24 protein-coding genes are annotated in these 24,336 nt (G+C 47.1%); 16 read left to right on the top strand and 8 right to left on the bottom strand.

The window, feature by feature from the left end:
* Nucleotides 1–100 precede the first annotated feature (100 nt).
* The 3 genes from IQ257_RS12370 to ureA all read left to right on the top strand — a co-directional run bounded on the left by IQ257_RS12370 (nt 101) and on the right by ureA (nt 2,522).
* The gene (locus tag IQ257_RS12370) at nt 101–1,066 is read left to right on the top strand and encodes a DUF5050 domain-containing protein (protein ID WP_228060655.1); all 966 of its coding nucleotides are present in this window, start codon (nt 101–103) and stop codon (nt 1,064–1,066) included.
* Nucleotides 1,067–1,302: 236 nt separating this feature from the next.
* On the top strand, nt 1,303–2,169 hold the full coding sequence (locus IQ257_RS12365) for an urease accessory protein UreD (RefSeq protein WP_193877966.1): 867 nt from the start codon (nt 1,303–1,305) through the stop codon (nt 2,167–2,169).
* Nucleotides 2,170–2,219: 50 nt separating this feature from the next.
* The gene (gene ureA / locus IQ257_RS12360; protein WP_193877968.1) at nt 2,220–2,522 is read left to right on the top strand and encodes an urease subunit gamma; all 303 of its coding nucleotides are present in this window, start codon (nt 2,220–2,222) and stop codon (nt 2,520–2,522) included.
* A gap of 60 nt (nt 2,523–2,582) precedes the next feature.
* Here the strand turns inward: ureA and IQ257_RS12355 are convergent, their stop codons facing one another.
* Entirely contained in the window at nt 2,583–2,903 is a 321-nt protein-coding gene (locus IQ257_RS12355) for a hypothetical protein (RefSeq protein ID WP_193877970.1), read from the bottom strand.
* A 470-nt stretch (nt 2,904–3,373) separates the two neighbouring features.
* Between IQ257_RS12355 and IQ257_RS12350 the strand changes: the two genes are divergently transcribed.
* A complete protein-coding gene (locus IQ257_RS12350) occupies nt 3,374–3,679 on the top strand; it encodes an urease subunit beta (protein WP_193877978.1) in 306 nt (101 codons plus the stop codon).
* A gap of 116 nt (nt 3,680–3,795) precedes the next feature.
* On the opposite strand, the gene mreD is transcribed toward IQ257_RS12350, so the two are convergent.
* From mreD to IQ257_RS12335, 3 genes are all read right to left on the bottom strand, one after another.
* Nucleotides 3,796–4,350, bottom strand: coding sequence for a rod shape-determining protein MreD (gene mreD, locus IQ257_RS12345; protein WP_193877979.1), 555 nt, complete (start codon nt 4,348–4,350; stop codon nt 3,796–3,798).
* Nucleotides 4,351–4,441: 91 nt separating this feature from the next.
* On the bottom strand, nt 4,442–5,191 hold the full coding sequence (gene mreC, locus IQ257_RS12340) for a rod shape-determining protein MreC (protein ID WP_193877980.1): 750 nt from the start codon (nt 5,189–5,191) through the stop codon (nt 4,442–4,444).
* 115 nt (nt 5,192–5,306) lie between these two features.
* On the bottom strand, nt 5,307–6,314 hold the full coding sequence (locus IQ257_RS12335) for a rod shape-determining protein (protein ID WP_193877992.1): 1,008 nt from the start codon (nt 6,312–6,314) through the stop codon (nt 5,307–5,309).
* Between the two features lie 345 nt (nt 6,315–6,659).
* Between IQ257_RS12335 and IQ257_RS12330 the strand changes: the two genes are divergently transcribed.
* Entirely contained in the window at nt 6,660–7,025 is a 366-nt protein-coding gene (locus tag IQ257_RS12330) for a single-stranded DNA-binding protein (protein WP_193877981.1), read from the top strand.
* Between the two features lie 6 nt (nt 7,026–7,031).
* Here the strand turns inward: IQ257_RS12330 and IQ257_RS12325 are convergent, their stop codons facing one another.
* Nucleotides 7,032–7,772 (bottom strand): SIMPL domain-containing protein, encoded by a 741-nt coding sequence (locus IQ257_RS12325; RefSeq protein ID WP_193877982.1) that lies wholly within the window; start codon nt 7,770–7,772, stop codon nt 7,032–7,034.
* Nucleotides 7,773–7,953: 181 nt separating this feature from the next.
* Here IQ257_RS12325 and IQ257_RS12320 point away from each other — a divergent pair, with 181 nt between their 5' ends.
* From IQ257_RS12320 to murI, 4 genes are all read left to right on the top strand, one after another.
* Nucleotides 7,954–8,361 carry an EVE domain-containing protein gene (locus IQ257_RS12320; protein ID WP_193877983.1) on the top strand — a complete coding sequence of 136 codons (408 nt, stop codon included), beginning with the start codon at nt 7,954–7,956 and terminating at the stop codon, nt 8,359–8,361.
* Between the two features lie 139 nt (nt 8,362–8,500).
* Nucleotides 8,501–10,030, top strand: coding sequence for a cation:proton antiporter (locus IQ257_RS12315; RefSeq protein WP_193877985.1), 1,530 nt, complete (start codon nt 8,501–8,503; stop codon nt 10,028–10,030).
* 316 nt (nt 10,031–10,346) lie between these two features.
* Complete coding sequence (locus tag IQ257_RS12310; protein WP_228060654.1) at nt 10,347–12,173, top strand: N-acetylmuramoyl-L-alanine amidase; 1,827 nt, start codon at nt 10,347–10,349, stop codon at nt 12,171–12,173.
* Between the two features lie 76 nt (nt 12,174–12,249).
* Entirely contained in the window at nt 12,250–13,116 is an 867-nt protein-coding gene (gene murI / locus IQ257_RS12305; protein WP_193875825.1) for a glutamate racemase, read from the top strand.
* A 76-nt stretch (nt 13,117–13,192) separates the two neighbouring features.
* Here murI and IQ257_RS12300 read toward each other — a convergent pair whose 3' ends face one another.
* The gene (locus IQ257_RS12300; protein ID WP_193875827.1) at nt 13,193–13,423 is read right to left on the bottom strand and encodes a hypothetical protein; all 231 of its coding nucleotides are present in this window, start codon (nt 13,421–13,423) and stop codon (nt 13,193–13,195) included.
* A 551-nt stretch (nt 13,424–13,974) separates the two neighbouring features.
* Between IQ257_RS12300 and sds the strand changes: the two genes are divergently transcribed.
* A complete protein-coding gene (gene sds, locus IQ257_RS12295; RefSeq protein WP_193875829.1) occupies nt 13,975–14,946 on the top strand; it encodes a solanesyl diphosphate synthase in 972 nt (323 codons plus the stop codon).
* Between the two features lie 101 nt (nt 14,947–15,047).
* On the top strand, nt 15,048–15,635 hold the full coding sequence (gene aat / locus IQ257_RS12290; protein WP_193875831.1) for a leucyl/phenylalanyl-tRNA--protein transferase: 588 nt from the start codon (nt 15,048–15,050) through the stop codon (nt 15,633–15,635).
* Nucleotides 15,636–15,739: 104 nt separating this feature from the next.
* On the opposite strand, the gene IQ257_RS12285 is transcribed toward aat, so the two are convergent.
* Complete coding sequence (locus IQ257_RS12285) at nt 15,740–15,985, bottom strand: hypothetical protein (RefSeq protein WP_193875833.1); 246 nt, start codon at nt 15,983–15,985, stop codon at nt 15,740–15,742.
* A 180-nt stretch (nt 15,986–16,165) separates the two neighbouring features.
* Here IQ257_RS12285 and IQ257_RS12280 point away from each other — a divergent pair, with 180 nt between their 5' ends.
* The 3 genes from IQ257_RS12280 (at nt 16,166) to IQ257_RS12270 (ending at nt 22,756) form a co-directional block, all read left to right on the top strand.
* Entirely contained in the window at nt 16,166–16,834 is a 669-nt protein-coding gene (locus tag IQ257_RS12280; RefSeq protein ID WP_193875835.1) for a Fe2+-dependent dioxygenase, read from the top strand.
* A gap of 166 nt (nt 16,835–17,000) precedes the next feature.
* Nucleotides 17,001–18,392 (top strand): hypothetical protein, encoded by a 1,392-nt coding sequence (locus tag IQ257_RS12275; RefSeq protein WP_193875837.1) that lies wholly within the window; start codon nt 17,001–17,003, stop codon nt 18,390–18,392.
* A gap of 314 nt (nt 18,393–18,706) precedes the next feature.
* Nucleotides 18,707–22,756, top strand: coding sequence for a magnesium chelatase subunit H (locus IQ257_RS12270; RefSeq protein ID WP_193875839.1), 4,050 nt, complete (start codon nt 18,707–18,709; stop codon nt 22,754–22,756).
* Between the two features lie 221 nt (nt 22,757–22,977).
* Here the strand turns inward: IQ257_RS12270 and IQ257_RS12265 are convergent, their stop codons facing one another.
* Complete coding sequence (locus IQ257_RS12265) at nt 22,978–23,652, bottom strand: hypothetical protein (protein WP_193875841.1); 675 nt, start codon at nt 23,650–23,652, stop codon at nt 22,978–22,980.
* A gap of 181 nt (nt 23,653–23,833) precedes the next feature.
* Here IQ257_RS12265 and IQ257_RS12260 point away from each other — a divergent pair, with 181 nt between their 5' ends.
* Complete coding sequence (locus tag IQ257_RS12260) at nt 23,834–24,100, top strand: type II toxin-antitoxin system HicA family toxin (RefSeq protein WP_193875843.1); 267 nt, start codon at nt 23,834–23,836, stop codon at nt 24,098–24,100.
* Nucleotides 24,084–24,296, top strand: a complete 213-nt coding sequence (locus IQ257_RS12255) for a type II toxin-antitoxin system HicB family antitoxin (protein ID WP_193875845.1) — start codon at nt 24,084–24,086, stop codon at nt 24,294–24,296. Before IQ257_RS12260 ends, IQ257_RS12255 begins: the two co-directional genes overlap by 17 nt.
* The last annotated feature ends 40 nt before the right edge of the window (nt 24,297–24,336 follow it).

The raw sequence follows: 24,336 nt of genomic DNA, 5'->3' as shown, positions 1-24,336 counted from the left end.
CAGTAGGGTGGGCTGTTTAATTCTTAACTCGACTCATTCCGGAATGAAGTAAGACAGGAGTGGAGAGAAAGAAGCAGACTTCTCAAAACAGTATTAGGTGATGATCAAAAAAATTCCGGTTTTTGCGTCTAAACCCGCTATTTTTATCAGTTTGTTGATGCTAACCCCCATCTCAACGACCTGGGGAAATGACAACAGAGTAAGCGCTCAAACTTTCACTACCTCCCAAATCGCCTTCGTCTCTTTCCGCGACGACAGAAATGGTGAAATTTACCGAATGAACCCTGACGGTTCCAATCTCACGAGATTAACTAACAATTCAGTCTCCGATTATGAGCCGGCTTGGTCCCCCGATGGTCGTCAAATTGCTTTCTCTTCTAACCGCGAGGGCAATACAGATATCTATGTGATGAATGCCGATGGCTCTAATGTCACTCGACTTACTAACGATCCAGATTACGATGTTAAGCCAACTTGGTCCCCCGACGGACGCAAGATTGCTTTTGTCTCTGGGCGCAATGACAGTGAATCGGATAACAACTCAGAAATCTACGTGATGAATGCCGATGGTTCCAATCAAACCCGACTTACCAACCATCCCGGAGACGATAGTGACCCAGATTGGTCGCCGAATGGAAAGCAGATTGCTTTCACCTCGACTCGCGATGGCAACTTTGAAGTTTACGTGATGAACGCCGATGGTTCAAAGCTCAAGAATTTGACTCAAAATATGGAATCAGATGGCGATCCAGCTTGGTCGCCGGATGGGAAAAGGATCGCTTTTATGTCCCAGCGGGATGGAAACCGAGAAATTTATGCGATCGCTCCTAATGGTAAACAACTCACCCGACTTACCAACTATCCAGGAGATGATGATGCCCCAACTTGGTCTGCCGACGGAAAGCAGATTGCTTTCGTCTCGTCCCGCGATAGCACCGATCAAGACTACAACCTTGAAATCTACCTGATGAATGCCGATGGCTCTAACCAGACCCGACTCACTGACAATCCAGGGACTGATTATACTCCAGCTTGGCAACCACTGACATCATCACGGAAGCGCTAAATGTTGGGTAGTGACGTGGCAAGGCTAACATGATGCAATAAGAAATCAGCAAAAAACCGAATTCATTGGATTTTAATCTAATTATCTAATGCAAAAATTTAATCTTGCCACACCAGTAGGCTGAGTTCACTACCTGAATTCAGCATCTGTGAGAGTGCGATCGCGTACCATTTCTGAAAAATGCCGATATCCAGTACAATGCAACTCACCCTTGCTCCTTTATTATCGGATAACCATTGCTTAATCCCCAACCTGCACGTCTAACCCCCGATGAGACGGGATGGCACGGCAGTTTAGAGCTAGTCTATCGCCACCATCAGGGCGTTACCCAACTGGTTCGCAACAGCGTGCGATCGCCATTGAAGGTACAGCGCCCTTTTTACCCAGAAGGGCAGGGAGTTTGTCACACTGTAGTATTGCATACGGCTGGGGGAATGGTGGGAGGCGATCGCCTTTCTCAAACGATCCACCTCCAAACCAATGCACGCGCCTTAATTACCACGGCTGCGGCGAGTAAGCTGTATCGCAGCAACGGACAACCTGCCAAACAAACGATTCACATTCAAGTTGATGCCGGGGCTTGCTTGGAATGGTTGCCTCAAGAAACAATTGTATTTAATGGTGCAGTTTACCAGCAGGATTTGCGGGTAGAATTAGCACCGGGGGCGAGTTGGTTGGGATGGGAAATAACTCGCTTTGGTCGTACTGCCCGGAACGAAAGGTTTTTGCAGGGGAATTGGCGCTCGCATACTCAAGTCTGGCAGCAAGGATACCCCTTATGGATTGATCGTCAGTGGTTGCCGGGAGGAGAAGAAATCCTCAACAGTCCCCATGGCTTGGCGGGACAACCGATTGTCGCAAGCCTCATCTGGATTGGACAACCTGTATCCTCTGCGATCGTTGAGAAAGCCAGAACGATTTGGACGGCAACAGAACGGCAGGGGGAAGCAGACGTCACCCAAACCCAAGAGGAAGGATTAGTCTGTCGCTATCGGGGTTCGTCAACGGCTGAGGTACGAAACTGGTTTGTAGGGGTTTGGCAGTTACTGCGCTTCGCCTATTTTGGATGTACTGCCACAAAGCCCAGAGTTTGGCTCATGTAGCGATTAACGTATTATCGGATTTATCGATTACCTAACAACCAACATCCGATATGCAACTATCACCGCAGGAAAAGGACAAATTGCTTATTTTCACCGCTGCCCTGTTAGCAGAACGACGCAAAGAACGACACATCAAACTCAACTATCCAGAAGCTGTGGCTTATATCTCTGCTGCTATTTTAGAAGGTGCCAGAGAGGGGCGTACTTTAGCCGAGTTAATGAGTTATGGCACAACTATTCTGACACGGGATGATGTGATGGAAGGTATCCCGGAAATGGTGCAAGAAGTACAGGTAGAAGCGACGTTTCCTGATGGCACCAAGCTAGTAACCGTACACAATCCTATTCGTTAAAGGGAAAAGGAAGGGGAAAGGGGAAACACTATATCTATAAAAACCTTTTCCCTACCTTCATCAAACACCGAATGCAGATTTCCTCAGTAAAGCTACCCACATATTGGGGGGATTAGAATAGTAGCTAATTTTACTAACTCGATAGCGATCAGAGTTATCGCCATTTTGCACGATCAGAGCATCACCTTCTTTAATCCCTTGACCTTGCCCCGTCAGGTAAGCTTGCATTCCTCCCGCTTTAGGCACAAATACATGGTCGTGTGTCTCGTTCGATATCCTATGAGTTTGGGTTTTCGGATATCCCTGACATTGGCTACTTGGCACTCTATCACTGGATAGCCAATCGGCAGTAGTGGCAGTAATTGAAGGAGTTGAAAGCATGGTTTTTTGTTTCCGAATATTACAATTTGTTTGAAAATGTTGTCTTAGAGATTGAAGTATTACATTTTGTTTGAAAGTGTCAATACTTTATCACACCTTGTTTTTGTTGGGAATGCGGCTCCACTCTTAGTTCTAACGAAAATTGTGGATTACCGCTTCCGCAGAATGGCTGAATTTTCACCCCTCTGGGGACTGAGAGTAAGTTTAATTCGTTAAGTAAAGATTATTTACGATTATCCCTTGAAATTTTGCGATTGCAATTTAAGAGAAAAAATTACTTGCGATCGCCTCGATAGATTAAATAAAGATTAAATGATTGTCCTAGCGCAGGAAATTATTGTATGGTTATAAATCTTGTAACTCCTATTAACTTCTGAATTTTTCGGGGTCAAGTAAAATTTAAGGTTTGGGCGTAGGGACTGTTGCCCTACCCAAAACACAGTATCGTGAAGAGCTTTGAGGAGTAGAGTGTGATTCCAGGAGAACTGATTGCCAAGGATGGGGAAATTGAACTGAATGCAGGGCGTCCTACAATGAGATTACAGGTAGCGAATACAGGCGATCGCCCTATTCAAGTCGGTTCTCATTTTCACTTTTATGAAGTGAACGAGGCACTGGAATTTGCGCGAGAGCAAACCCAGGGAATGCGGTTGAATATCCCTGCTGGAACAGCGGTTCGCTTTGAGCCAGGGGATGAACGGGATGTTGAGTTAGTGCCGTTTGTCGGTCGGCGGGAAATTTATGGATTTAATGGCAAAATTAATGGGTCACTCTGAAGTGTAATGCGAGCGCATATCCTGCGCTCATTTAGCACAAAGTAGCATAGACTCTTGATTTAGGCGATGGTATTTAGTTACGGCTCATAATAATTAATGACAAATAACTAATAATCTTACGATTGCTCAATTAAATTGATCCGCTCCCACCAGCGATTGAGAGGGTAGTAGACAACAGGTGCCCACAGACTACTGAGAATTGCTGATGAAAGCGCAATCCGCTGGTGGTCAGCCCAAATTTGTGTTAAATTTCGATCGCCCATCAAACTATACTGAATAGCAATTATAGTCTCCCCAACAACTGCCATACCAAAAACAATTAAAGCGACCGAAATAAAATCTTCCTGAATATATCGTTGCTTCTGTAGCCGAGCCGTCAAGACTCCGACTAAAGCAAGGCTCACGACATGGGTAGGATCATGAGAGGTCATACCATCTTGAATCAGCCCTAACGCCAAGCCTGCTAAAGCTCCCTGAAGAGCTGTGCGTTTCAGACTCCAAGCCACAACCCAAATTAACAACCAGTTTGGAGAAATTCCCAATAATTCCATTCCCGGCAACCGGGATGGCAAAATTACCAAGCAAAGGATAACCGAAGTAACGGTTACTATCCAATTAATAAGTTGGCGAGCCCAAGGTGAAAACTGAGAAAGGTTGGCAAGGTTCTTCAAGAGCTTACGCCTCCACTGTCCGCTACAAACCTGAAATTCTAAATTTAAGCGCAAGTCCCTTACTTAAACTGAAGGGCAAAGGTTACGGTTGTTAATTGGCAGCCGTTGACTGGGGATAAACCATGACCCACTCTAGAGCATTAAAGGGTGCGGTCAGTTCAATAACTGCCTCTGGAGCCGGACTTTTATCAAGATTGACAGACTCTACTCGTCCCAAAGGCAAAGCAGATGGGAAGAGTTTGCTAACCGATGAGGTCGATATCACATCACCCCGTCGAACATCCGGCACCTTATTAAAAAACTGAATAACAGCGCGGTTAGACCCTTGTCCGCGCAGAAAACCCATACTGCGGCTACGGCTAACTACAGCACCGACCCGGCTGGTGGCATCGCTAATGAGCAATACTCGACTAGTATTCGATGTCACACTCACGACCCGACCCACCAAACCACCAGGTGCCATCACTACCGAGTCAACCTCAATACCATCTCGGCGTCCTCGTCCCAGAGTGACTTGCTGCCACCAATGGTCGGCGCTGCGCCCCACAATCGGAGCAAATACTCCTTGTTGCTTCTGAGTTTTAGAATAATCTAAAAACTCTTGCAACTTCTGGTTTTGGCTCTCTAGTTCAACCAATCGCTGTTGCAATTCCAGCACTTTAGCATTAGTAAGACGTTCCTCTTGGGTCGGGTTTACCTGAAAAGGACGGCTCAATAACTGGTAAGCCTCGAAGAGGGCTGCTCCCTGAGTTTGGCGAAGCAACCAGGCAGCACTCAGAGTCAGTCCCCCTAGCACAACGGCTACTCCATGTTTGTCCCACCAGCGGCGCATGATGTACATAACTTGTCTATAAACTGCCAGCTTCTAGCAGACGCTTGAGTTCCAATAGTGCGGGTAGACGACTCATGGGGTTTGCTCCCAAAACTCCTCAAGGCTGATTAGGTATACCTGACCCTTAGAGGTGGCGAGAACGTCCACTGAACACCCGTTCTAACTGCTTGAAATTCTCCAGAACTCGACCAGTTCCCAAGACTACGCAGCTTAAAGGATCAGCTGCCACGTGAGTCACGATGCCAGTTTCATGGCTGATGAGGGTATCTAACCCCTTCAATAAAGCACCGCCGCCTGCTAACATGATTCCCCTGTCAATAATATCCGCTGCTAATTCCGGCGGTGTCCGCTCTAGAGTCCGCTTAACAGCATCGACAATTACCGAAAGAGGTTCTGACATACTTTCGCGAATTTCAGGTCCTTTGATCGCAACCGTTCGCGGTAAACCAGAAAGCAGGTGCAATCCCCGAACTTCCATCGTGGCATCGTTATCGTCATGAGTAGGGTAAGCTGAACCAATATGAATTTTGATTTCTTCAGCAGTTCGTTCCCCGATTACGAGGTTGTGGACTTTTTTCATGTAATGAGTGATCGACTCACTCAGTTCATCACCAGCGACGCGCACGGATTCGCTGAGAACTGTACCTTGCAAACTCAGTACTGCTACTTCTGTCGTACCGCCGCCAATGTCAATGATCATGTTGCCTGTCGGCTCTGCCACCGGTAGCCCCGCACCAATGGCGGCGGCTACTGGCTCATCGATTAAATAAACATCTCTGGCACCTGCTTGAGATGCGGCTTCCATTACCGCTCGTCGTTCGACCCCAGTAACACCACTAGGAATGCCAATGACAATCCGAGGTTGAACTAACGTTCGTCCTTCGTGTACTCGCCGGATAAAATGCTTGAGCATTAACTCGGCAGTATCGAAGTCCGCAATCACACCATCGCGGAGAGGACGAAGGGCAACCACATTTCCTGGTGTTCTGCCCAACATTTTTTTGGCATCCTCGCCCACGGCTAGTGGAACTTTTTCGTCTTGATCCATGGCAACGACGGAAGGCTCTTGCAAGACAATGCCTTTGCCGGACACATATACTAGAGTATTAGCAGTACCTAGATCGATACCCATGTCCCGTGATAGGGAAAAGCGACTGAACAGACCCACTCGTTTCTACGCCCCCAAAGTCGAATTGTTACTATGTATAACCAAAATGTAACTGAACTGTAACCGAGGTGGATTCTATTATGTTTTTATGGCTGAGTCTAGTGAATTTGAGCAATTCATAGTCAAAAGTCTTGAACAGTAAGCTGAAACTATCATTCGACCTACCCTATTCCCAATCCGGAGAAAGTTGACTTTAGGGTCTGGGTGCTTGAGTTTATAGTCTTGGAGACTTGGCGCTTTGATTGTTTTAACTCCCATATATTAGCTAAAGTAGATCCATTATTAATTCAGTACATATGTACTAAAGTCATGAGCCTTAATGTTGTCAATCTAGTCGGTCGGGTGGGCGCAGACCCAGATGTAAAATATTTCGAGTCAGGCAGCGTGTTGTGTAAGCTGGCGCTGGCAGTTGATCGCCGTAGCCGTAACAATGATAAGCCTGACTGGTTCAATCTAGAATTATGGGGTAAGACTGCAGAAATAGCTGCCAACTACGTGCGCAAAGGGAAATTAATCGGCGTCCAAGGCTCCCTGAAAATTGATCGATGGAGCGATCGCACCACTGGGGTAGAGCGTTCAACACCAGTCATTAAAGTCGATCGCCTCGAGTTACTCGGTTCTAAACAGGACAACGATTCAAATGCTGTTGATAGTTACGATAACACAGAGTTCTAAGCCACATTAGTAACTAATTTCCAGCGTCACCGACGCCTGCACCTCCTGCTCCCCACCAATGACCGGCGTTTTAGCAAATTCTGCGTTAGAAGCAGATCTGTCCAACAATAAAGGCGTAGGTGGGGGTGGGGTAGCGCCGTTGACTTGAATGCTAACCACATCTTGGCGGGTCAGGTTTAGAACACTCAAAACAGCATCAGCTTGCTGTTGAGCATCCTGGGTAGCTTCCTGTAGAGCTTCTTTTTGAGCTGCTGCGATCGCATTATCGGGTGCTGTAAAGCTAATGCCATCAATTCGGCTAGCACCCGCCTCAACCGCATCATCCAATAGAGTACCCGCCTGCTCGGTGGGAACTCGAAAACTAACAATGTTGCTGCCAGAGTAACCAACCAGGCGTTGCACATTGTCTTCGTAGTTGTAAACTGGGTTGAGCTGGATGCCCCTCGTTTGTAATTGTTCCACATTCTGCGATCGCAGCAACTCAACAACAGCAGCTGAACGACGTGCCACTTCTTGCTGAACACCTGCCGCTGTTTTTCCCTGAACCTCGACCCCCAATTGCACCTGAGCCGTCGTTGTGGGAATCCGTTCAACCCCCTGACCCGTAACCGTTAAGGTACGCAGGCGTCGCTCTTGAGCCAGTACGGGGTTAGCTAACGCCACAGCCACCAAAACCCCAACCAAAAACATAATCGGTAACCACAGCCCTCCTCGAGAGCGGGAATGAGATAGAAGTGTTTGAGTCATTGATAAATTATCCTAACTAAAGAAATGGCAGGATTATTGTAGAGTAAGGCTGCCATTACCTCATTACTCTGACACGATAGGGTATCGAAGGTTTTAACGGTTACTATTTTTGCAACAAAGCTGAACTAAGCACTACACCATCAAAGTAGGATAAGGCGGAGCAAATTTTTTTGAGCAACTTATGGCTTACTGGCTCCTCAAAACTGAACCCCAGGACTATTCGTGGGCAGACTTAGAGCGAGATAAACGCACGGTTTGGAATGGTGTCAAAAATCCCCTGGCTCTCAAATATCTGAGAACCATGCGACTTGGTGACGGAGTATTGATTTACCACACCGGCAAAGAACGGCAAATCATGGGTGTTGCCGAAGTCCTTACCTCTGCCTACCCCGACCCCTCACTAACAGACTTGAAGCAGGTGGTGGTAGAAATTCGAGCCGTGCGATCACTTCCCAAACCCGTCACCCTGGCACAGCTCAAGCAAGAGGATAGCTTTACTGGCTTTGACCTGCTCGGCCTGCCTCGACTATCCGTCGTTCCCGTATCTAGTGAGTATTGGCAGCGTCTGCTGCAATTGGCTGGTGAATGAGCTGTTATATGTCTAAAATTGCCGATTAGGGCAAACGGGTTAAAGCGAAAAAAGTCTCGCCTGCCATTAACAGGCAAGATGCCTGTCCTAGAAACGAAAGAAAGGCTGATTTTGTTAAGAAGCTTGTAGAGTAGAAAGAATGATCTTTTTTCAACGAATGGTTGATGCAACTGCCTGGGTGAGTTTCCTGGCTCCCACCCAATCACTCCCATCTTGGTTCACTCACCAACCCCTCTTAGCAGCGGCTAGCGAGGCAACCTCCAGCGAAGCTGAAAGTACGTCTATGGTTCTAGCTGGGGTATTGCTGAGTTTAGTCGTGATTTACTTCGCTAGCAAATTGGGGGGTGAAATTTGTTCTCGAATTAACTTACCGCCTGTTTTGGGCGAACTGGTGGGTGGTGTAGTCGTAGGAGTCTCAGCCCTACACCTGTTGGTTTTTCCAGAAGGCGGGGCACAAATCACTAACTCCATGATCGTCAGCTTTCTGGAGCGTACTGCCGGTCTGAGTCCAGAGGGAGCCAATTCAGTATTTCTAGCCCAGAGCGAGGTCATTTCAGTTTTAGCAGAACTGGGCGTCGTCATCCTCTTATTTGAAATTGGACTAGAGTCCGACCTTCAAGAGCTTATCCGGGTTGGTCCTCAAGCGGCGGTGGTAGCCGTTGTGGGGGTTGTTGCTCCCTTTGCGGCTGGTACGGCTGGTCTAGTGTACCTATTTGACGTTCCCGCTGTGCCGGCGATTTTTGCGGGTGCGGCTCTCACTGCCACCAGTATCGGGATTACTGCCAAGGTTTTAGCAGAAATCGGTCGCCTGAGTTCTAAAGAAGGTCAGATTATTATCGGTGCGGCGGTTTTGGATGACGTCCTGGGAATCATTGTTCTGGCAGTGGTTGCTAGTCTCGCAAAAACCGGTGAAATTGTAATCACCAATGTCATTTACCTGATCATCAGTGCCGGAGTCTTTCTGGTTGGAGCCATTTTAATCGGTCGCTTCCTAGGACCCTACTTTGTGGCATTGGTGAATGAAATGAAGACTCGCGGTCAGGTTTTGGTAACTGCCCTGATTTTTGCCGCGATTTTGTCTTATGTCGCCGCTGCAATTCAACTAGAAGCAATTTTAGGAGCCTTTGCTGCTGGATTAGTTCTGGCAGAAACCGATAAACGTCGAGAATTGGAAGAGCAGATTATACCGGTTGCAGATGTGCTCACACCCATTTTCTTCGTTGTCGTGGGAGCCAAAACTGATTTAAGCGTTCTTAACCCAGCCGTTCCCAGCAATCGGGAAGGATTAATCCTGGCAATTTTCCTGATTTCAGTGGCAATTGTCGGTAAGGTCATTACGGGTTTTACGGTCTTTGGTCAACCGGGTATCAACCGTTTGGCAATCGGCGTCGGCATGATTCCCCGAGGAGAAGTGGGACTTGTTTTTGCGGGTGTTGGTTCGGCGAGTGGGGCATTATCGCCAGCGACTGAAGCCGCAATTATTATGATGGTTATCATAACGACCTTTGTCGCGCCTCCTTTTCTGCGGCTTGTCTTTCAGGAGCCAGAGGCTGCTCCTATGTCTGAACCTGTGCCGAGCTTAGATGCTGCCAGCCGGGGTGCAATTGCTGTAGAACAGCAGGAGGACTCTCAGGAGTCACGTCAAGACAATGTGAAGGATGAAGGATAAATTTTTTTAACTTCACACTTCAGGTGGACTGGTATTTTAGCCCTATGTTGGATTCGCGAAAAGCCGTGTATACTATTTTTCCTGAAACTTAAATTCCCTAGGTTACGTCCCCTGAGTTTGAGTGTCTAAAAGACGACAAACCCTCAGGGCATAAATTTTGGGGTGTGGCACGCTTTTTTTCTGTCCTAGTGGGAACGAGAAAGCAGTTGGTTTTAGGGATTGCTAACAAAAGGTCAGAAACGGAATTTCTATTGTTGAGTATTGCCTCATGACCCAACTGCTTTCTAAACGCAGCAACGAGCTTTGAACAGGAGCAATGATTGTGAGATTTCGCTGGCTACTCCTACTCTCCAGCTTTTTGAGTATTTTTCTATTTTCATCTGTTGCCCAAGCGCGTCAACTGCTATTTTGGCGCTTTGATAGCTCTCAGAACCAATTAGTATTCACGACAGATGAGGGGGTTCAACCCAGAGCACAACTGATTGCCAATCCAACGCGGGTGGTGATCGATCTGCCGGGAATTCTTTTGGGACGCCCGACTGCTAATCAGCAAGTGGGTGGTGCTATTCGAGAAGTTCGAGTGGGTCAATTTGACAACCAGACGACTCGAATCGTGATTGAATTAGCTCCAGGCTATACCCTAGACCCCCAGCAGGTGAAGTTTAAGGGAGCTTCGCCAACTCAGTGGACTGTGGATTTACCAACTCCGCAACGGACTGCCGTATCTCCCAGTCCACCCCCCCAAGTTACTAACCCACCCAACAATTCTTCGTCTCAACCAAAGCCACCCAGTTCGGGGACAGTTGCGGGGGTAGAACTGAATAGTTTTCAGGTGACTCGCGATGGTTTTTTTATCCGCTCCAGTGGTGGGGAACCGAAAGATATAAAGGTTAAGCGGAGTCGCGATCGCCGTAGTATTGAGATTGACTTGGAAGGTACTACCCTTTCAAGGGATCTGTTTGGGCAAGAGTTGGCAGTCAATCGTTATGGCGTCAGCCAAATCCAGTTCCAACAACTCAACAATTCCCCCTCAGTTGTCCGAATGACGTTGAACGTCAACCGAGACAGCCCCGATTGGCAGGCATTGTTCAGCAGTGTGGGGGGTATCGTGGTTTTGCCTCGGGGAACCACAGCGTCTGAACTAGGGGGTGGATCTGGGGGAACTGTTGAAGTAATCCCTGTGTCGAATGTCAGTCAATTGGCAACCATTCAATCGGTTGAACTGGCAAACAACCAGACTCAACTGTTGATTCAGGCAGATCGGCGGGTCAGAGCAACTAGCACTTGGGATAGGAGTGCAAATGCTTACCGGATTACCATTCCTGATGCCCAACTCGCTGAACGAATCAGAGGTCCCCAGCTTAGTGCTAGCAGTCCGCTATCACAAATACTGCTCCGGCAGCAAGATTCGCGCACGGTAGCGATTCTGGTAAAACCAAGCCCTGGCACCCAGATTGGACAACTCAATCAGCTTAACGACCAGCTTTTAGCCCTGGAATTGCAACAGAGCAGAGCTAGTGTACCTCCCACTGGCTCGATTCCTGTGCCGCCGCCAGCCGAAGTTCCAACACCGCCTACTCCGCCACCTGTTGTTCCTAGAGGTCGGGTTGTGGTTATTGTCGATCCAGGACATGGGGGGAAAGATCCGGGAGCGATTGGGATTGGGGGAGTGCAAGAGAAAAATGTGATTTTGCCGATTTCCCAAGAAGTTGCCGCGATTCTAGAGCAACAGGGTATTCAGGCAGTATTGACTCGTTCTTCAGATTACTTTGTCACCCTGCAAGGACGAGTTGATATGGCTGAACAGGCGAGAGCTGATTTGTTTGTCAGCATTCATGCCAATGCTATCAGCCTGAGCCGACCGGATGTGAATGGATTGGAAACCTATTATTACTCGAGTGGACAGGGTCTTGCCCAAACCGTTCATAATAGTATCTTACAGAGTGTTGATGTGGACAACCGAGGTGTACGGCAAGCTCGGTTTTATGTACTCAGAAAATCGTCAATGCCAGCTATTTTGGTAGAAGTGGGTTTTCTGACCGGTCGGGAGGATTCGGCAAAACTATCCAACCCCGCTTACCGCAGTCAAATCGCCCAAGCGATCGCTCGTGGCATTCTTCAGTACATTCAGCAATCTTTTTAAATGGGAGAAAAATGGGTGTTTTTACCCGAAATCCTGGTATTTTGTCATTTGACCAATGACCCATAACCAATAACCAATGACCAAAGACCAATTCTTGACCTTCAGGGAAGAGCCGCAACGACGTCGCATTGGTGTTTTCGATAGCGGTGTTGGAGGACTCACAGTTTTAAGAGAACTCTACCGACAACTCCCTAACGAATCAATTCTCTACTTTGCTGACACGGCGCGGCTTCCCTACGGGACTAGGTCTGCCAATGAAATCCTACAGTTCGGCTTTGAAATTCTAAGCTGGATGGTGCAACAGGATATCAAAATGGTAGTAATGGCTTGCAATACCAGTGACGCTCTGGCACTGGAAACCCTGCGAGGCGAGTTTAATCTGCCAATTCTGGGATTGATTTTACCGGGAGCTCGGGCTGCGGTACAACAAGGGCGACGGATTGGGGTAATTGCTACGCCGGCAACGGCTGCCAGCAATGCCTATCGACGTGCTTTATTAGAAGTTGAACCGACGGTACAAGTCTGGCAGGTTGGCTGTCCGGAGTTTGTTCCTTTAATTGAGCAAAATCGTTTGCACGATCCCTACATGGCAGAAATTGCAGCCCAATATCTGATGCCGTTGCTACAGCAACGCATCGATACCTTAGTCTATGGTTGTACCCATTACCCTCATTTAGAACCCCTATTGCGACAACTGTTACCGCCACAGGTTAAACTGATAGACCCAGCTAACTATGTAGTTGCGGCTGCGGCTCAAGAACTTGATTTATTGGGATTGAGGAATACTTATCCTGCCCTGCCGACTCGCTTCTGTGTTAGCGGTTGTCCCCAGCAGTTTGCTCAACTCTCAGTCCAATGGCTTGGTTGTACACCCGTCACGGAAAAAACACAATTGCCAACACCATCCCACTGTCCGACGATGCCCCTAGAACCTGTTGATTAACCGTTTCATTGAAATTGGGATGGAGGAGTTGGTCGAGTCCAACCCATCCTCCCGATTTCCAATTTACATACCTTAGCTAACGCAGGCTACTTGCTTCTCGAACAGCTTGAGCTTGAGAAGGTTCCACATCATCCTCAGAAGAGGTAGACTCTGTTGACACGTAAGGAGCATAAGCATCGGTGAAAGAGTCAGCCAGGTATAGCGAACTCTTGATCGTCCTTTGCGCTAGTATCAACAGAAGGTAAATCGTTAACAAATAAATACTGGCTAGAGCAGGAATAATCACAGGCATATCAGTGTAAATCATATGGATGGACAAAAGGGGAAAAAGAAATTCCAATACCCGTTCTGGCAACAGTCCTCTCAAGCCCGCTCGCTGGTTGAGGTTGCTGTTGTCAGTGGAAGCTGCTGGTGAATTAGCTTCTTCATGACTTTTACAGTCATGCCAGCACTAACCTAATTTTTATTAGGTCTTGCCAGACACTCTTTGGAGCAGAAAGCAATCGATTATGTATGACAAACAGTACGACTTAGCCAAATAGCCAAGCCATGAAAACAAGTCGATAGGCTATCACTGCCTACCCAAATGCGCATCAACCTCTCGGTCAGTCTACGCTTTCCCTACCATCTCAGAATCAATTAATCTATTAATTTTTTGAAACCCTTAATAGTTAGCTTAACACAAGAAGCCGGGGGATTTACACCAATTTTCTCAGAGAGTTAATAAGTCGATACAATTTTTTTCCTCTTGCCAGCTCTAATGTTAGTCAAACACCATTCCCCTACTGGGGACGCTTCGCTTAAAATTAAGGACAGATATGTAAACTTTCGTAACCTAACGCCTGAGTCGCCCGATCCATGACCTCAGTAACATCCCTTTTTGAGCCTGTGGAAGCAGATCTTTATCTGCTGACCGAAAATCTAAAAAACTTGGTGGGTGCCCGTCACCCTATCCTGTATGCAGCAGCAGAACATTTGTTCGGTGCTGGCGGCAAGCGGGTCAGACCAGCCGTCGTCCTTTTGATTTCGCGGGCAACCATGTTGGATAGGGATATCACTCCACGTCACAGACGTTTGGCTGAAATTACAGAGATGATTCACACGGCTTCTCTGGTGCATGACGACGTTGTTGACGAATCAGAAGTACGTCGAAACGTCCCCACTGTCAATAGCTTGTTCAACAATCGCATAGCCGTACTCGCTGGAGATTTTCTATTCGGTCAGTCGGCTTGGTATCTTGCTAATCTTAATAACTTAGAGGTGGTAAAGCTACTGTCACAGGTCATAAAGGATATGGCAGAAGGGGAAATTCAGCAAGGGCTGAATCGATTTGATACTAGCAGCACTATTGAAACCTATCTGGAGAAGACCTACAACAAAACAGCATCCCTAATTGCCAACAGTTCCAAGGCAGCCGGTTTGTTGAGTAGCGTCTCAGTAGAGGTGGCAGAAAATTTGTATACCTACGGATGTCACCTCGGGTTGGCATTCCAGATCGTCGATGATATATTAGACTTCACCGCTTCGACAGAAGTTTTGGGTAAGCCAGCCGGGTCAGATTTAATTAGTGGCAATCTGACTGCCCCAGTACTCTATGCCTTAGAAGAGAAACCCTATCTGGAAGTGCTGATTGAGCGGGAGTTTGCCCAACCCGATGATATCAATCAAGCCTTGGAACTGGTTGAGAAGAGTAAGGGTATTGAGCGATCGCGGGAACTAGCCGCTTACCACGCTCGGATTGCTGTAGAAAACCTGACCCCACTCAAGCCCTCAGAGTCTTCTAAAGCCTTGGTCGATTTGGCTGATTATGTCCTGAGTCGTCTGTATTAGAGGTTTGAGAAGGAGAATCTACGATTTGGATTCACAGGTGGAGTGCCTGATTAGAGTCTAGCTGTCCCATAATATATATGAGGGACTCCGGTGCGAGCTCTATGGAAATTGACATTTCGATGCTGATTCAAGGGTATGCCCAAGGCTACTTCTTGATGGCAGATGAAACCGACTATTTAGGATGGTATTCTAGCCCTCAGCGAACGATAGTTCCTCTAGACAATCGGTTTCGCTATCCTAAATCCCTACGTCGCATTTTAAATCAGGAACGCTTTAGCACGGCTATCAACCGGGACTTCAAAGCTGTGGTTGCCGGTTGTGCTAACCGCGAAACGACTTGGATTTCTCCAGAACTTCAAGAAATTTACTGGGCGCTTTACGAAGCGGGTTGGGCGTATAGTTTTGAAACGTGGCAGGGTAATGAACTCGCAGGCGGAATTTTAGGCATTGTTATAGGCGGAGCGTTTATTGGGGAATCCATGTTCTACCGGATTCCTGAAGGGTCAAAGGTGGCAATGGTAAGATTAGTAGAGCGGTTGCGATCGCGCGGCTTTGTCTTATTTGATGCTCAACTCATGAATCCCCACTTAGCTCGCTTCGGTGCCTGCACGATTGGGGAACAGGAGTATCAAGTTTTGCTACGGCAGGCATTACGCCGTCGGTGCTATTTTGATCGCCTTCAAGCCTGAAGCTGGCAATAATTCATCATTCATCTTTTTATTTGTAGGGGCAAACTATCTTTTAACGATAGTTTGCCCCTACCCGAGTTAACTAAAGTAACTCGACTGGGCAATTAACCGCCTTCGCCGCCTTCACCGCCTTCACCGCCTTCCTCAGCTTCATCACCTTCAACTTCCTCGCCTTCTTCAGCTTCTTCAGCTTCTTCAGCTTGCTCAACTTGACTATCTTGAGGCTGCTCGGTTTGGGGGAGAGTTTCTTCCACTTCACCGCCTTCGTCACCTTCAGTGGCTCCGTTACAGGCTCCCACAGTGGCTGCCAAAGTTAACGCCAAAAATAATTGAATGGTTTTTGAATGCATTTTGACACTCCTCAATCGAAATTTAAACCCTTAGGATTGAATTAGACCGTCTTTAACTATACGGTAATTGAGAAAGATTTGCATAAAAATAAACAATAGGGGTAAATTATAGTTTTCTCCATGAATTATAAATTTGGTCAATAACCTTTAGGATTAAAAGCCCTTACTCAACGTTCTGCCATGATTTTTGCGATTGACAATGTTCTGACACCAGAGGAACTCAACTGTATTGCTGACAGTTTGGATAGGGCTGATTTTGTAGACGGCAAAACGACAGCAGGCTGGCACGCCAAGTTTAGTAAAAACAATAAGCAGCTTCAGGGCAGTTCAACCTGTGCTAAGGATTTGCGAGAACTTGTGAAAGCGGCTTTCAAACGCAATCCTTTATTTCAAAGTGCCGTTCAGCCTAAAATAATTCATTCTCTGCTATTTAACCGCTACGAAATAGGGATGTCTTACGGTAGGCACGTTGATAATGCTTTCATGGGCGATCGCGAATTTTGGCGATCGGATGTGTCCTTTACCTTATTTCTTAGTTATCCTGCCACTTATGAAGGGGGCGAGTTAGTCATTGAATGCAGTGATGGCGATCGCACTTACAAACTTGAGGCGGGTTCAGCGATCGTTTACCCCTCTTCAAGTTTACATCAAGTCGAATCTGTGACAGACGGTGTAAGGTTAGCGGCTGTGGGTTGGGTGCAGAGTTTGGTGCGTGATCCGAATGCGCGAGAAATTTTGTTCGATTTAGATACGGCGCGTCGGTCTATTTTTGCCAAAGAAGGGAAGACAGTAGAATTTGATTTAATCTCGAAAAGTTATGCTAATTTGCTGCGTAGGTGGGCAGACTGAAAAGACAAAAGTTTAGCGATCTTACCCCCAACCCCTCTCCGAGAGGGCGAGGGCTTTTTGGGTATCTGCTCACAAGTTTTGTCAGTCAACCAGAATTATCTACCCCCCTAGCCTCCTTCATGAGCGCCCCATCGGGGGCGGGATTGAGTCCTTGCTTTTACCTATAATGAATAAATCTACCCCCCTAATTTATCCTACCCTTGATTTGTTTCTCTACGACCTACGTGACGGTTTAGGTGAATATCCCGGCGAAATTCAGCGCAACCGCCAGGGATTTTGGCAAAAAATTGACCGTGATTTGGACGAAAAGCAATTAGCCGAATTGGAGGCACTAGAAAGTTCAGAAGCCGATTACGTCCAACTGGCTAACAAGTCTTTTGAACCCCCTATCGATGGCTACTATTGTGCCCTGCAATTGGGGGATATCTATGCCCTTCAACTGAATTGTTCGGGTGAGTATAAAGATGTCAGTACTCAGCAACGAAATGAGGAAACTAAAACACTGGATAATTTGCGAACTCTAAAGCAACTCATTGTTTCCAAAATCAATCAAACTCTGGAGCGATCAGAAATTGCCCTAGAAGGGCAGGGAACTATTGGGCAAACCTGGGTAGTTTCTGTTCAGATAGCAGATACGAATCAAGACCCTAGACAGCTAGCCAAAGAATGCTACCAACACCTTACCCCAAATTCTAACTGGAAACCTACCTTTAAGGAACAGGGAAGGTTGTTAGGAGCCAGAATATTTGAGTATTGGCACTCGCCGGAAAATTGGAATCAAGACTGGGAGCTATTTAGTTCCGAAAATTACCATATTCTCATTTGCTTGTTTCCGGCGGGTAAGAAAGTCGCTGAAATCCGAGAAAAGGTTGACGATGTTTATTTAGATTTAACGCGCTTGTTTAGTTATCGCCATAAGGTTGTGTGGGCATATTGGCAGAGTCGTCGGCTGACTACCAATCTCAAAAATCAGTTTCTTGAGATTAGAGAGTTAACTGTCAAAGTTCGGGAGTTAACGAACCTAATTCAGTCCCCAAGGTTAAATTTGGAAACTTGGCAGATTATCTTAACAAAGTCTCTGTCTATTTTATCAGAGTATGCGGTAAATTTAAATGATTTGGAGTTTCACTCTCATACTATTCGAGTGAATATAGAAAATTATAAAAAATGGTGGTACAAAATCGAGCGAGAAGCGAATGGCTATTTGAAACCCCTCGGCAACTTCAGCGAATTAGCTGATGAAAAATATCTGCAACAAGTCGAGATAGATTGCGCAAACCTCCGTCCTGGTTTGAGGTTATTGGAAAATTTAATTCGCACGATTGGCGGAATTACCGAAATCGAACAAACTCGGAGCGATCGCGTCTTGAATCGGACGGTAGCAGTGGCGACGAGTGGACTGGTAATTAGTTTAATGGCTGCTGCTGTTTTAATTGAGCAGTTTCCCCCTGCTACTGATGTCCCTTTCTTCCTCACCTCAGCGTTTTTGGGGGGTATTGTGGCGGGTTTGATTCCGGTAGCGATCGCATTTGTTATTTTGAAATCTAGCTACCGTTGATTTAGGATTTTAACAGGTCTGTAAAGCATGACAGCCAAAAGGCTTATTTGGCAAGCCCTAGACTAAATACAAATTTTTGTAAATAATATTGAGAGCGAAAACATCAATAAATGTAAAAAAATGTAAACAAAATTAGGTCATTTCCTATCAAATTGTGTCAAATAAGAGCTGAAACGCTCCGTAGGTCAGCATTTTCTGGTAAAACCACTTAAGTTGCCCTAAAAGTAACGAATTGTTCCAGGATAGAGCCAACCGAACCTTCCCTGGAACCCTACCGATGAGAAGAGAACAAGCATCAGAAGGAGCCTTACCGCATGTTCACTCACGTCAAGTCCACCATTCGCCGCATTACCCCCGATGACCTGAATAATCGTCATTTGCTTAAGGTGGTCTATGTCGTGCTAGAGCCACAGTACCAGAGTGCTTTATCCGCCGCTGTTCGTTCGATTAATCAGAATCAGCCGGATTTAGCGATTGAAATGAGTGGCTACTTAATTGAAGAACTCCGCGATACCGAGAACTACGAAGCATTTAAGCGGGATATTGCCGAAGCGAATATCTTTATCGCTTCTCTGATCTTCATTGAAGACCTAGCAGATAAAGTTGTAGCCGCAGTCCAACCCCATCGCGATCGCTTAGATGCAGCGGTTGTCTTCCCCTCCATGCCCCAGGTGATGCGCCTCAATAAGCTGGGTAGCTTCTCCATGGCGCAACTGGGACAGTCTAAGAGTGCGATCGCCCAGTTCATGAAGAAGCGTAAAGAGAAGTCTGGGTCATCCTTCCAAGATGGGATGCTGAAACTGTTGCAGACGCTGCCTAAAGTCCTGAAGTATATGCCCTTGGATAAAGCCCAGGATGCCCGCAACTTTATGCTAAGTTTTCAGTATTGGCTAGGGGGTTCCTCCGATAACTTGGAGAACTTCCTGCTGATGCTGGCGGATAAGTATGTCCTCAAGGGTAGACACCTGAAATTCAAAGATCCGGTGGTTTACCCAGATATGGGCATCTGGCACCCTCTAGCACCGAAAATGTTTGAGGATGTTAAGGAGTATCTCAACTGGTACAATAGCCGTCAGGATATTTCTGAAGATTTGAAAGACCCCTTTGCCCCCTGCGTGGGTTTAGTGTTGCAGCGCACTCACCTAGTTACCGGGGATGATGCCCATTACGTGGCAATGGTACAAGAACTCGAAGCCATGGGCGCACGGGCAATCCCGGTATTTGCTGGGGGGCTGGATTTCTCCAAACCCGTAGATGCCTTTTTCTACGATATCCCTGCGGCTAAGGGGGAAAAAGGGAAAATTACCCTCGTGGATACGGTAGTATCTCTGACAGGATTTGCTCTGGTAGGAGGACCCGCACGGCAAGACCATCCCAAAGCGATAGACTCCCTGAAGCGCCTGAATCGCCCCTATATGGTAGCCCTGCCCTTGGTGTTCCAAACCACTGAGGAGTGGGAAGGCAGTGATTTGGGACTGCACCCGATTCAGGTGGCGTTGCAGATTGCGATTCCCGAATTGGATGGTGCCATTGAACCGATTATTTTATCAGGACGGGATGGCACGACCGGGAAAGCGATCGCACTTCAGGATCGGATTGAAGCCATTACGCATCGGGCGCTGAAATGGGCGAACCTGCGCCGCAAGCCGAAACTAGAGAAAAAAGTTGCCATTACCGTCTTCAGCTTCCCACCGGATAAAGGAAATGTCGGTAGCGCTGCCTATCTAGATGTCTTCGGGTCTATTTATAAGGTACTGGAAGCCCTGAAGCATAACGGTTATGATGTCCCCAACTTGCCAGAGTCTGCTGAGGCGCTGATGCAAGAAGTCATCCACGACGCCCAGGCGCAGTATGCCACTCCGGAATTAAATATTGCCTACCGGATGTCGGTGATGGAATACGAACGGTTTACCCCCTACTCCACCCGTTTAGAAGAAAATTGGGGTCCACCGCCAGGACATCTGAATAGTGATGGACAAAACTTACTCATTTATGGTAAGCAATTCGGAAATGTGTTTATTGGGGTGCAGCCTACCTTTGGGTATGAAGGCGACCCAATGCGGTTGTTATTTTCCCGGTCTGCGAGTCCTCATCATGGGTTTGCGGCATATTACACTTACTTAGAACATCTTTGGCAAGCGGATGCTGTGCTGCACTTCGGCACCCACGGGTCTCTGGAATTCATGCCCGGTAAGCAGATGGGAATGTCAGGGGACTGCTACCCGGATAACTTAATTGGTTCAATTCCCAATCTTTACTATTACGCGGCAAATAATCCCAGTGAGGCAACCATTGCCAAGCGCCGCAGCTATGCCGAGACAATTTCCTACCTCACCCCACCCGCAGAAAATGCTGGGTTGTATAAGGGGTTAAAGGAATTGAGTGAGTTGATTGGGTCTTACCAAACCCTAAAAGAAACGGGTCGCGGTATCCCGATTGTGAATACGATCATGGATAAGTGCCGGATGGTGAATCTAGATAAAGATATCCCCGCACTTGTAGGGGCGGGTTTAACCAATAATCCTGCGGGTAAACAAGCCAATGAAGTAAACCCGCCCTCTTTCCTAGATGCCAAGGACATGACCTCTGAGGAACGGGATACCCTAGTCGGCTTGGTGTATAAAAAGCTGATGGAGATTGAATCGAGGCTTTTACCCTGTGGGTTGCACGTTATTGGGAAACCGCCGACAGCAGAAGAAGCGATCGCAACTTTAGTCAATATTGCTGCCCTTGACCGCCCTGAAGAGGAAATACTGAGTTTACCTCGGATTATCGCCAATAGCATCGGGCGGGATATTGATGAAATTTACACCAACAACGATAAAGGTGTCTTAGCAGACGTGCAGTTGCTGCAAGATATTACCCTAGCAACCCGTGATGCCGTCGGTGCTTTAGTGAAAGCCCAAACCGATGCTGAAGGGCGAGTTTCCAAGGTTTCCAAGCTCAATTTCCTGAATATGGGTAAAAAAGAGCCTTGGATTGAAGCGTTGCACCAGTTAGATTACACCAAAGTTGACGCCCAAGCACTTAAACCCCTGTTCGAGTACCTGGAATTCTGCCTCCAGCAAATTGTCGCCGATAACGAACTGGGTGCGATGCTGCAAGCGTTGGAAGGGGAATACGTCATCCCCGGTCCCGGCGGCGATCCGATCCGCAACCCGGATGTATTGCCCACAGGGAAGAACATCCACGCCCTCGACCCCCAATCGATTCCCACCACAGCAGCGGTAAAATCGGCAAAAATTGTGGTAGACCGACTGTTGGAACGCCAAAAAGTCGATAATGGTGGGAAATACCCCGAAACCATTGCCTGTGTTCTCTGGGGAACCGATAATATCAAAACCTACGGGGAATCCCTGGCGCAAATTATGTGGATGGTTGGGGTTAAGCCAGTACCCGATGCCTTGGGACGGGTGAATAAGTTGGAACTGCTTCCCTTAGAAGAGTTAGGGCGTCCTCGGATTGACGTGGTAATCAACTGTTCCGGCGTCTTCCGCGACTTGTTCATCAACCAGATGAACCTCCTCGACCAAGCCGTGAAAATGGCAGCAGAGGCAGAGGAACCTGCTGAAATGAACTTTGTCCGCAAACACGCCATGCAACAGGCGGCGGAAATGGGGATTAATTTGCGGCAAGCTGCCACTCGTGTCTTCTCCAATGCGTCCGGTTCCTACTCCTCTAATGTCAATTTGGCAGTAGAAAACAGCACTTGGGAAAGCGAATCTGAGTTACAGGATATGTACTTGGCGCGGAAGTCCTTTGCTTTCACCTCGGATAGCCCAGGCACGATGGAACAGAATCGCCAGATTTTTGAGACGGCGCTGAAAACTGCCGATGTTACCTTCCAAAATCTGGATTCCTCGGAGATTAGTCTCACCGATGTATCCCACTACTTCGACTCTGACCCCACGAAGATAGTTGCGACTCTGCGAGAAGATGGCAAGATGCCAGCATCTTACATTGCCGATACCACTACGGCAAATGCCCAAGTCCGCACGCTTTCAGAAACCGTGCGCCTAGATGCGCGGACGAAGCTACTCAATCCCAAGTGGTACGAGGGAATGCTGAGTCACGGCTATGAGGGAGTCCGGGAACTCTCGAAGCGGTTAGTGAATACCATGGGTTGGTCTGCAACAGCAGGTGCTGTCGATAACTGGATTTACGAGGATACGAATGCCACGTTTATCCAGGATGAAGAAATGCGGAAGCGGTTGATGAACCTAAATCCTCATTCCTTCCGCAAGGTGGTTTCGACGTTGCTGGAAGTGAATGGACGGGGTTATTGGGAGACGAGTGAGAGTAATTTACAGATGTTGCGCGAGTTGTATCAGGAGGTTGAAGACCGGATTGAGGGGATAGAATAGTCGGTAACTGAAACCCCTTTAGAGATGTTGTAGAGACGTTCCGCCGGAACGTCTCTATCATTTAGATGACCAATAGACCTCTTGCAAAAGTCGAATTTTGCTACGCAAAACCAATACTTTCAGCCGTTGTTTTAGCATTTATGCAAGAGGTCTAATCTTTAACTAATTTGGCAAGGCTGGTTAGAGGAATCTAAGGCTTTCAATAACTCTATTTAGTACCTCTAAAAACCACAAACCATCTCATCGCCTTTCATGTAGGCTTGATTAATTGGTACTTCAAGCTTTCCACTACTGTAGCCCATCATCATCGCATCAACTCGCTCTTGAGGCGTACCATGATGATCGGGGTTCCAAAAGTTGTAATCACCCTTTTCAAATAGGCTTCTTGCAAAAGCACAAAGCTCTCGATGGGGGATGCAGTTTTTGAATCCGAAGTAGTATCCTGCCAGAAAGTCAGCGTGCAATTCTCTGTACTTTCCGACAAGCCGCGATTGATTTCTCCACTGGAGAATATGAGCGAACTCATGCGCCATGATTCCTACAACAGCTAAAAACCCCTTATCCATACTAAAAAGTTCATCGCGCAGGAGTCTGATACCCAAGTAGATTGTTCCATAGAATCCAGAAGCAGTCATTCCCCAATAGGCAAAGGCATTAGGACTTTGCCAGTCATCAATTATTAATATGGCTGGATTTACTTCAAAAATACTCGCTAATAGATTCCCTTCCCCGTAGATTAGGGCGTCAAGGTTCGGGTCATATGTAGTAGTACAGGTGACTCCAGGGAAAGGACTTCCTAGGGTACATGCAGATGTATATAAGTTGTTCCAGTATATGTTCGCGCTGTTAGCTCTCATTGGGTTTATCAATGGGCGTGTTTCATCAAGAATAAACATTTACTTTATCCTAAAATTATTAAAGCTGAGTCTAACATATACACATGGCGATTGCCTTTCTATGCCAATGGATGTGATCACGCTTGCAGTGTCATTGGATGCGATCGCGTCTATTTTTCCCAAGGTGTGATCGCGTTGAGGAAAAATGTGACTATAAAGAACACCACACAAAGAGCAGAACGTGAGTCAACAAGACAAACTGCTGGCTAAAATCCTAAGTGGCACTTCTGACTCAAACATCCCGTTTGCCCAGATGTGCCAACTTTTACGCAAACTCGGATTTGAAGAACGGATTCGCGGCAGTCACCATATCTTCACCAAGGAAAGCATAGAAGAAATTGTGAATTTGCAACCCAAAGGCTCACAAGCTAAAGCCTATCAAGTTAAGCAAGTCCGTGCCGTGATTCTCAAGTACCAGCTAGGAGGTCAAGATGATGATTCGCTATGAAATTATTCTCTACTGGAGCGAAGAAGACAAAGCATTTATTGCTGAAGTACCAGAGTTACCTGGTTGTGCTGCTGATGGCGAAACTTATCAAGAAGCACTGCAAAATGTAGAAGTTATTATGCAGGAGTGGATTGAGACTGCCGAGGAGTTAGGGCGTCCGATTCCTGAGCCTAAAGGTCGCTTGATGTTCGCCTAGCTGATGAAGTCTGAAGTGCGATCGCCTTTGGCGTGTCAGT

The sequence above is a fragment of the Coleofasciculus sp. LEGE 07092 genome, assembly GCF_015207375.1.
Lineage (GTDB): Bacteria > Cyanobacteriota > Cyanobacteriia > Cyanobacteriales > Coleofasciculaceae > LEGE-07092.
The sequence above is the reverse complement of the archived record's forward strand: the minus strand, read 5'-3'. Positions and strand labels throughout refer to the sequence as shown.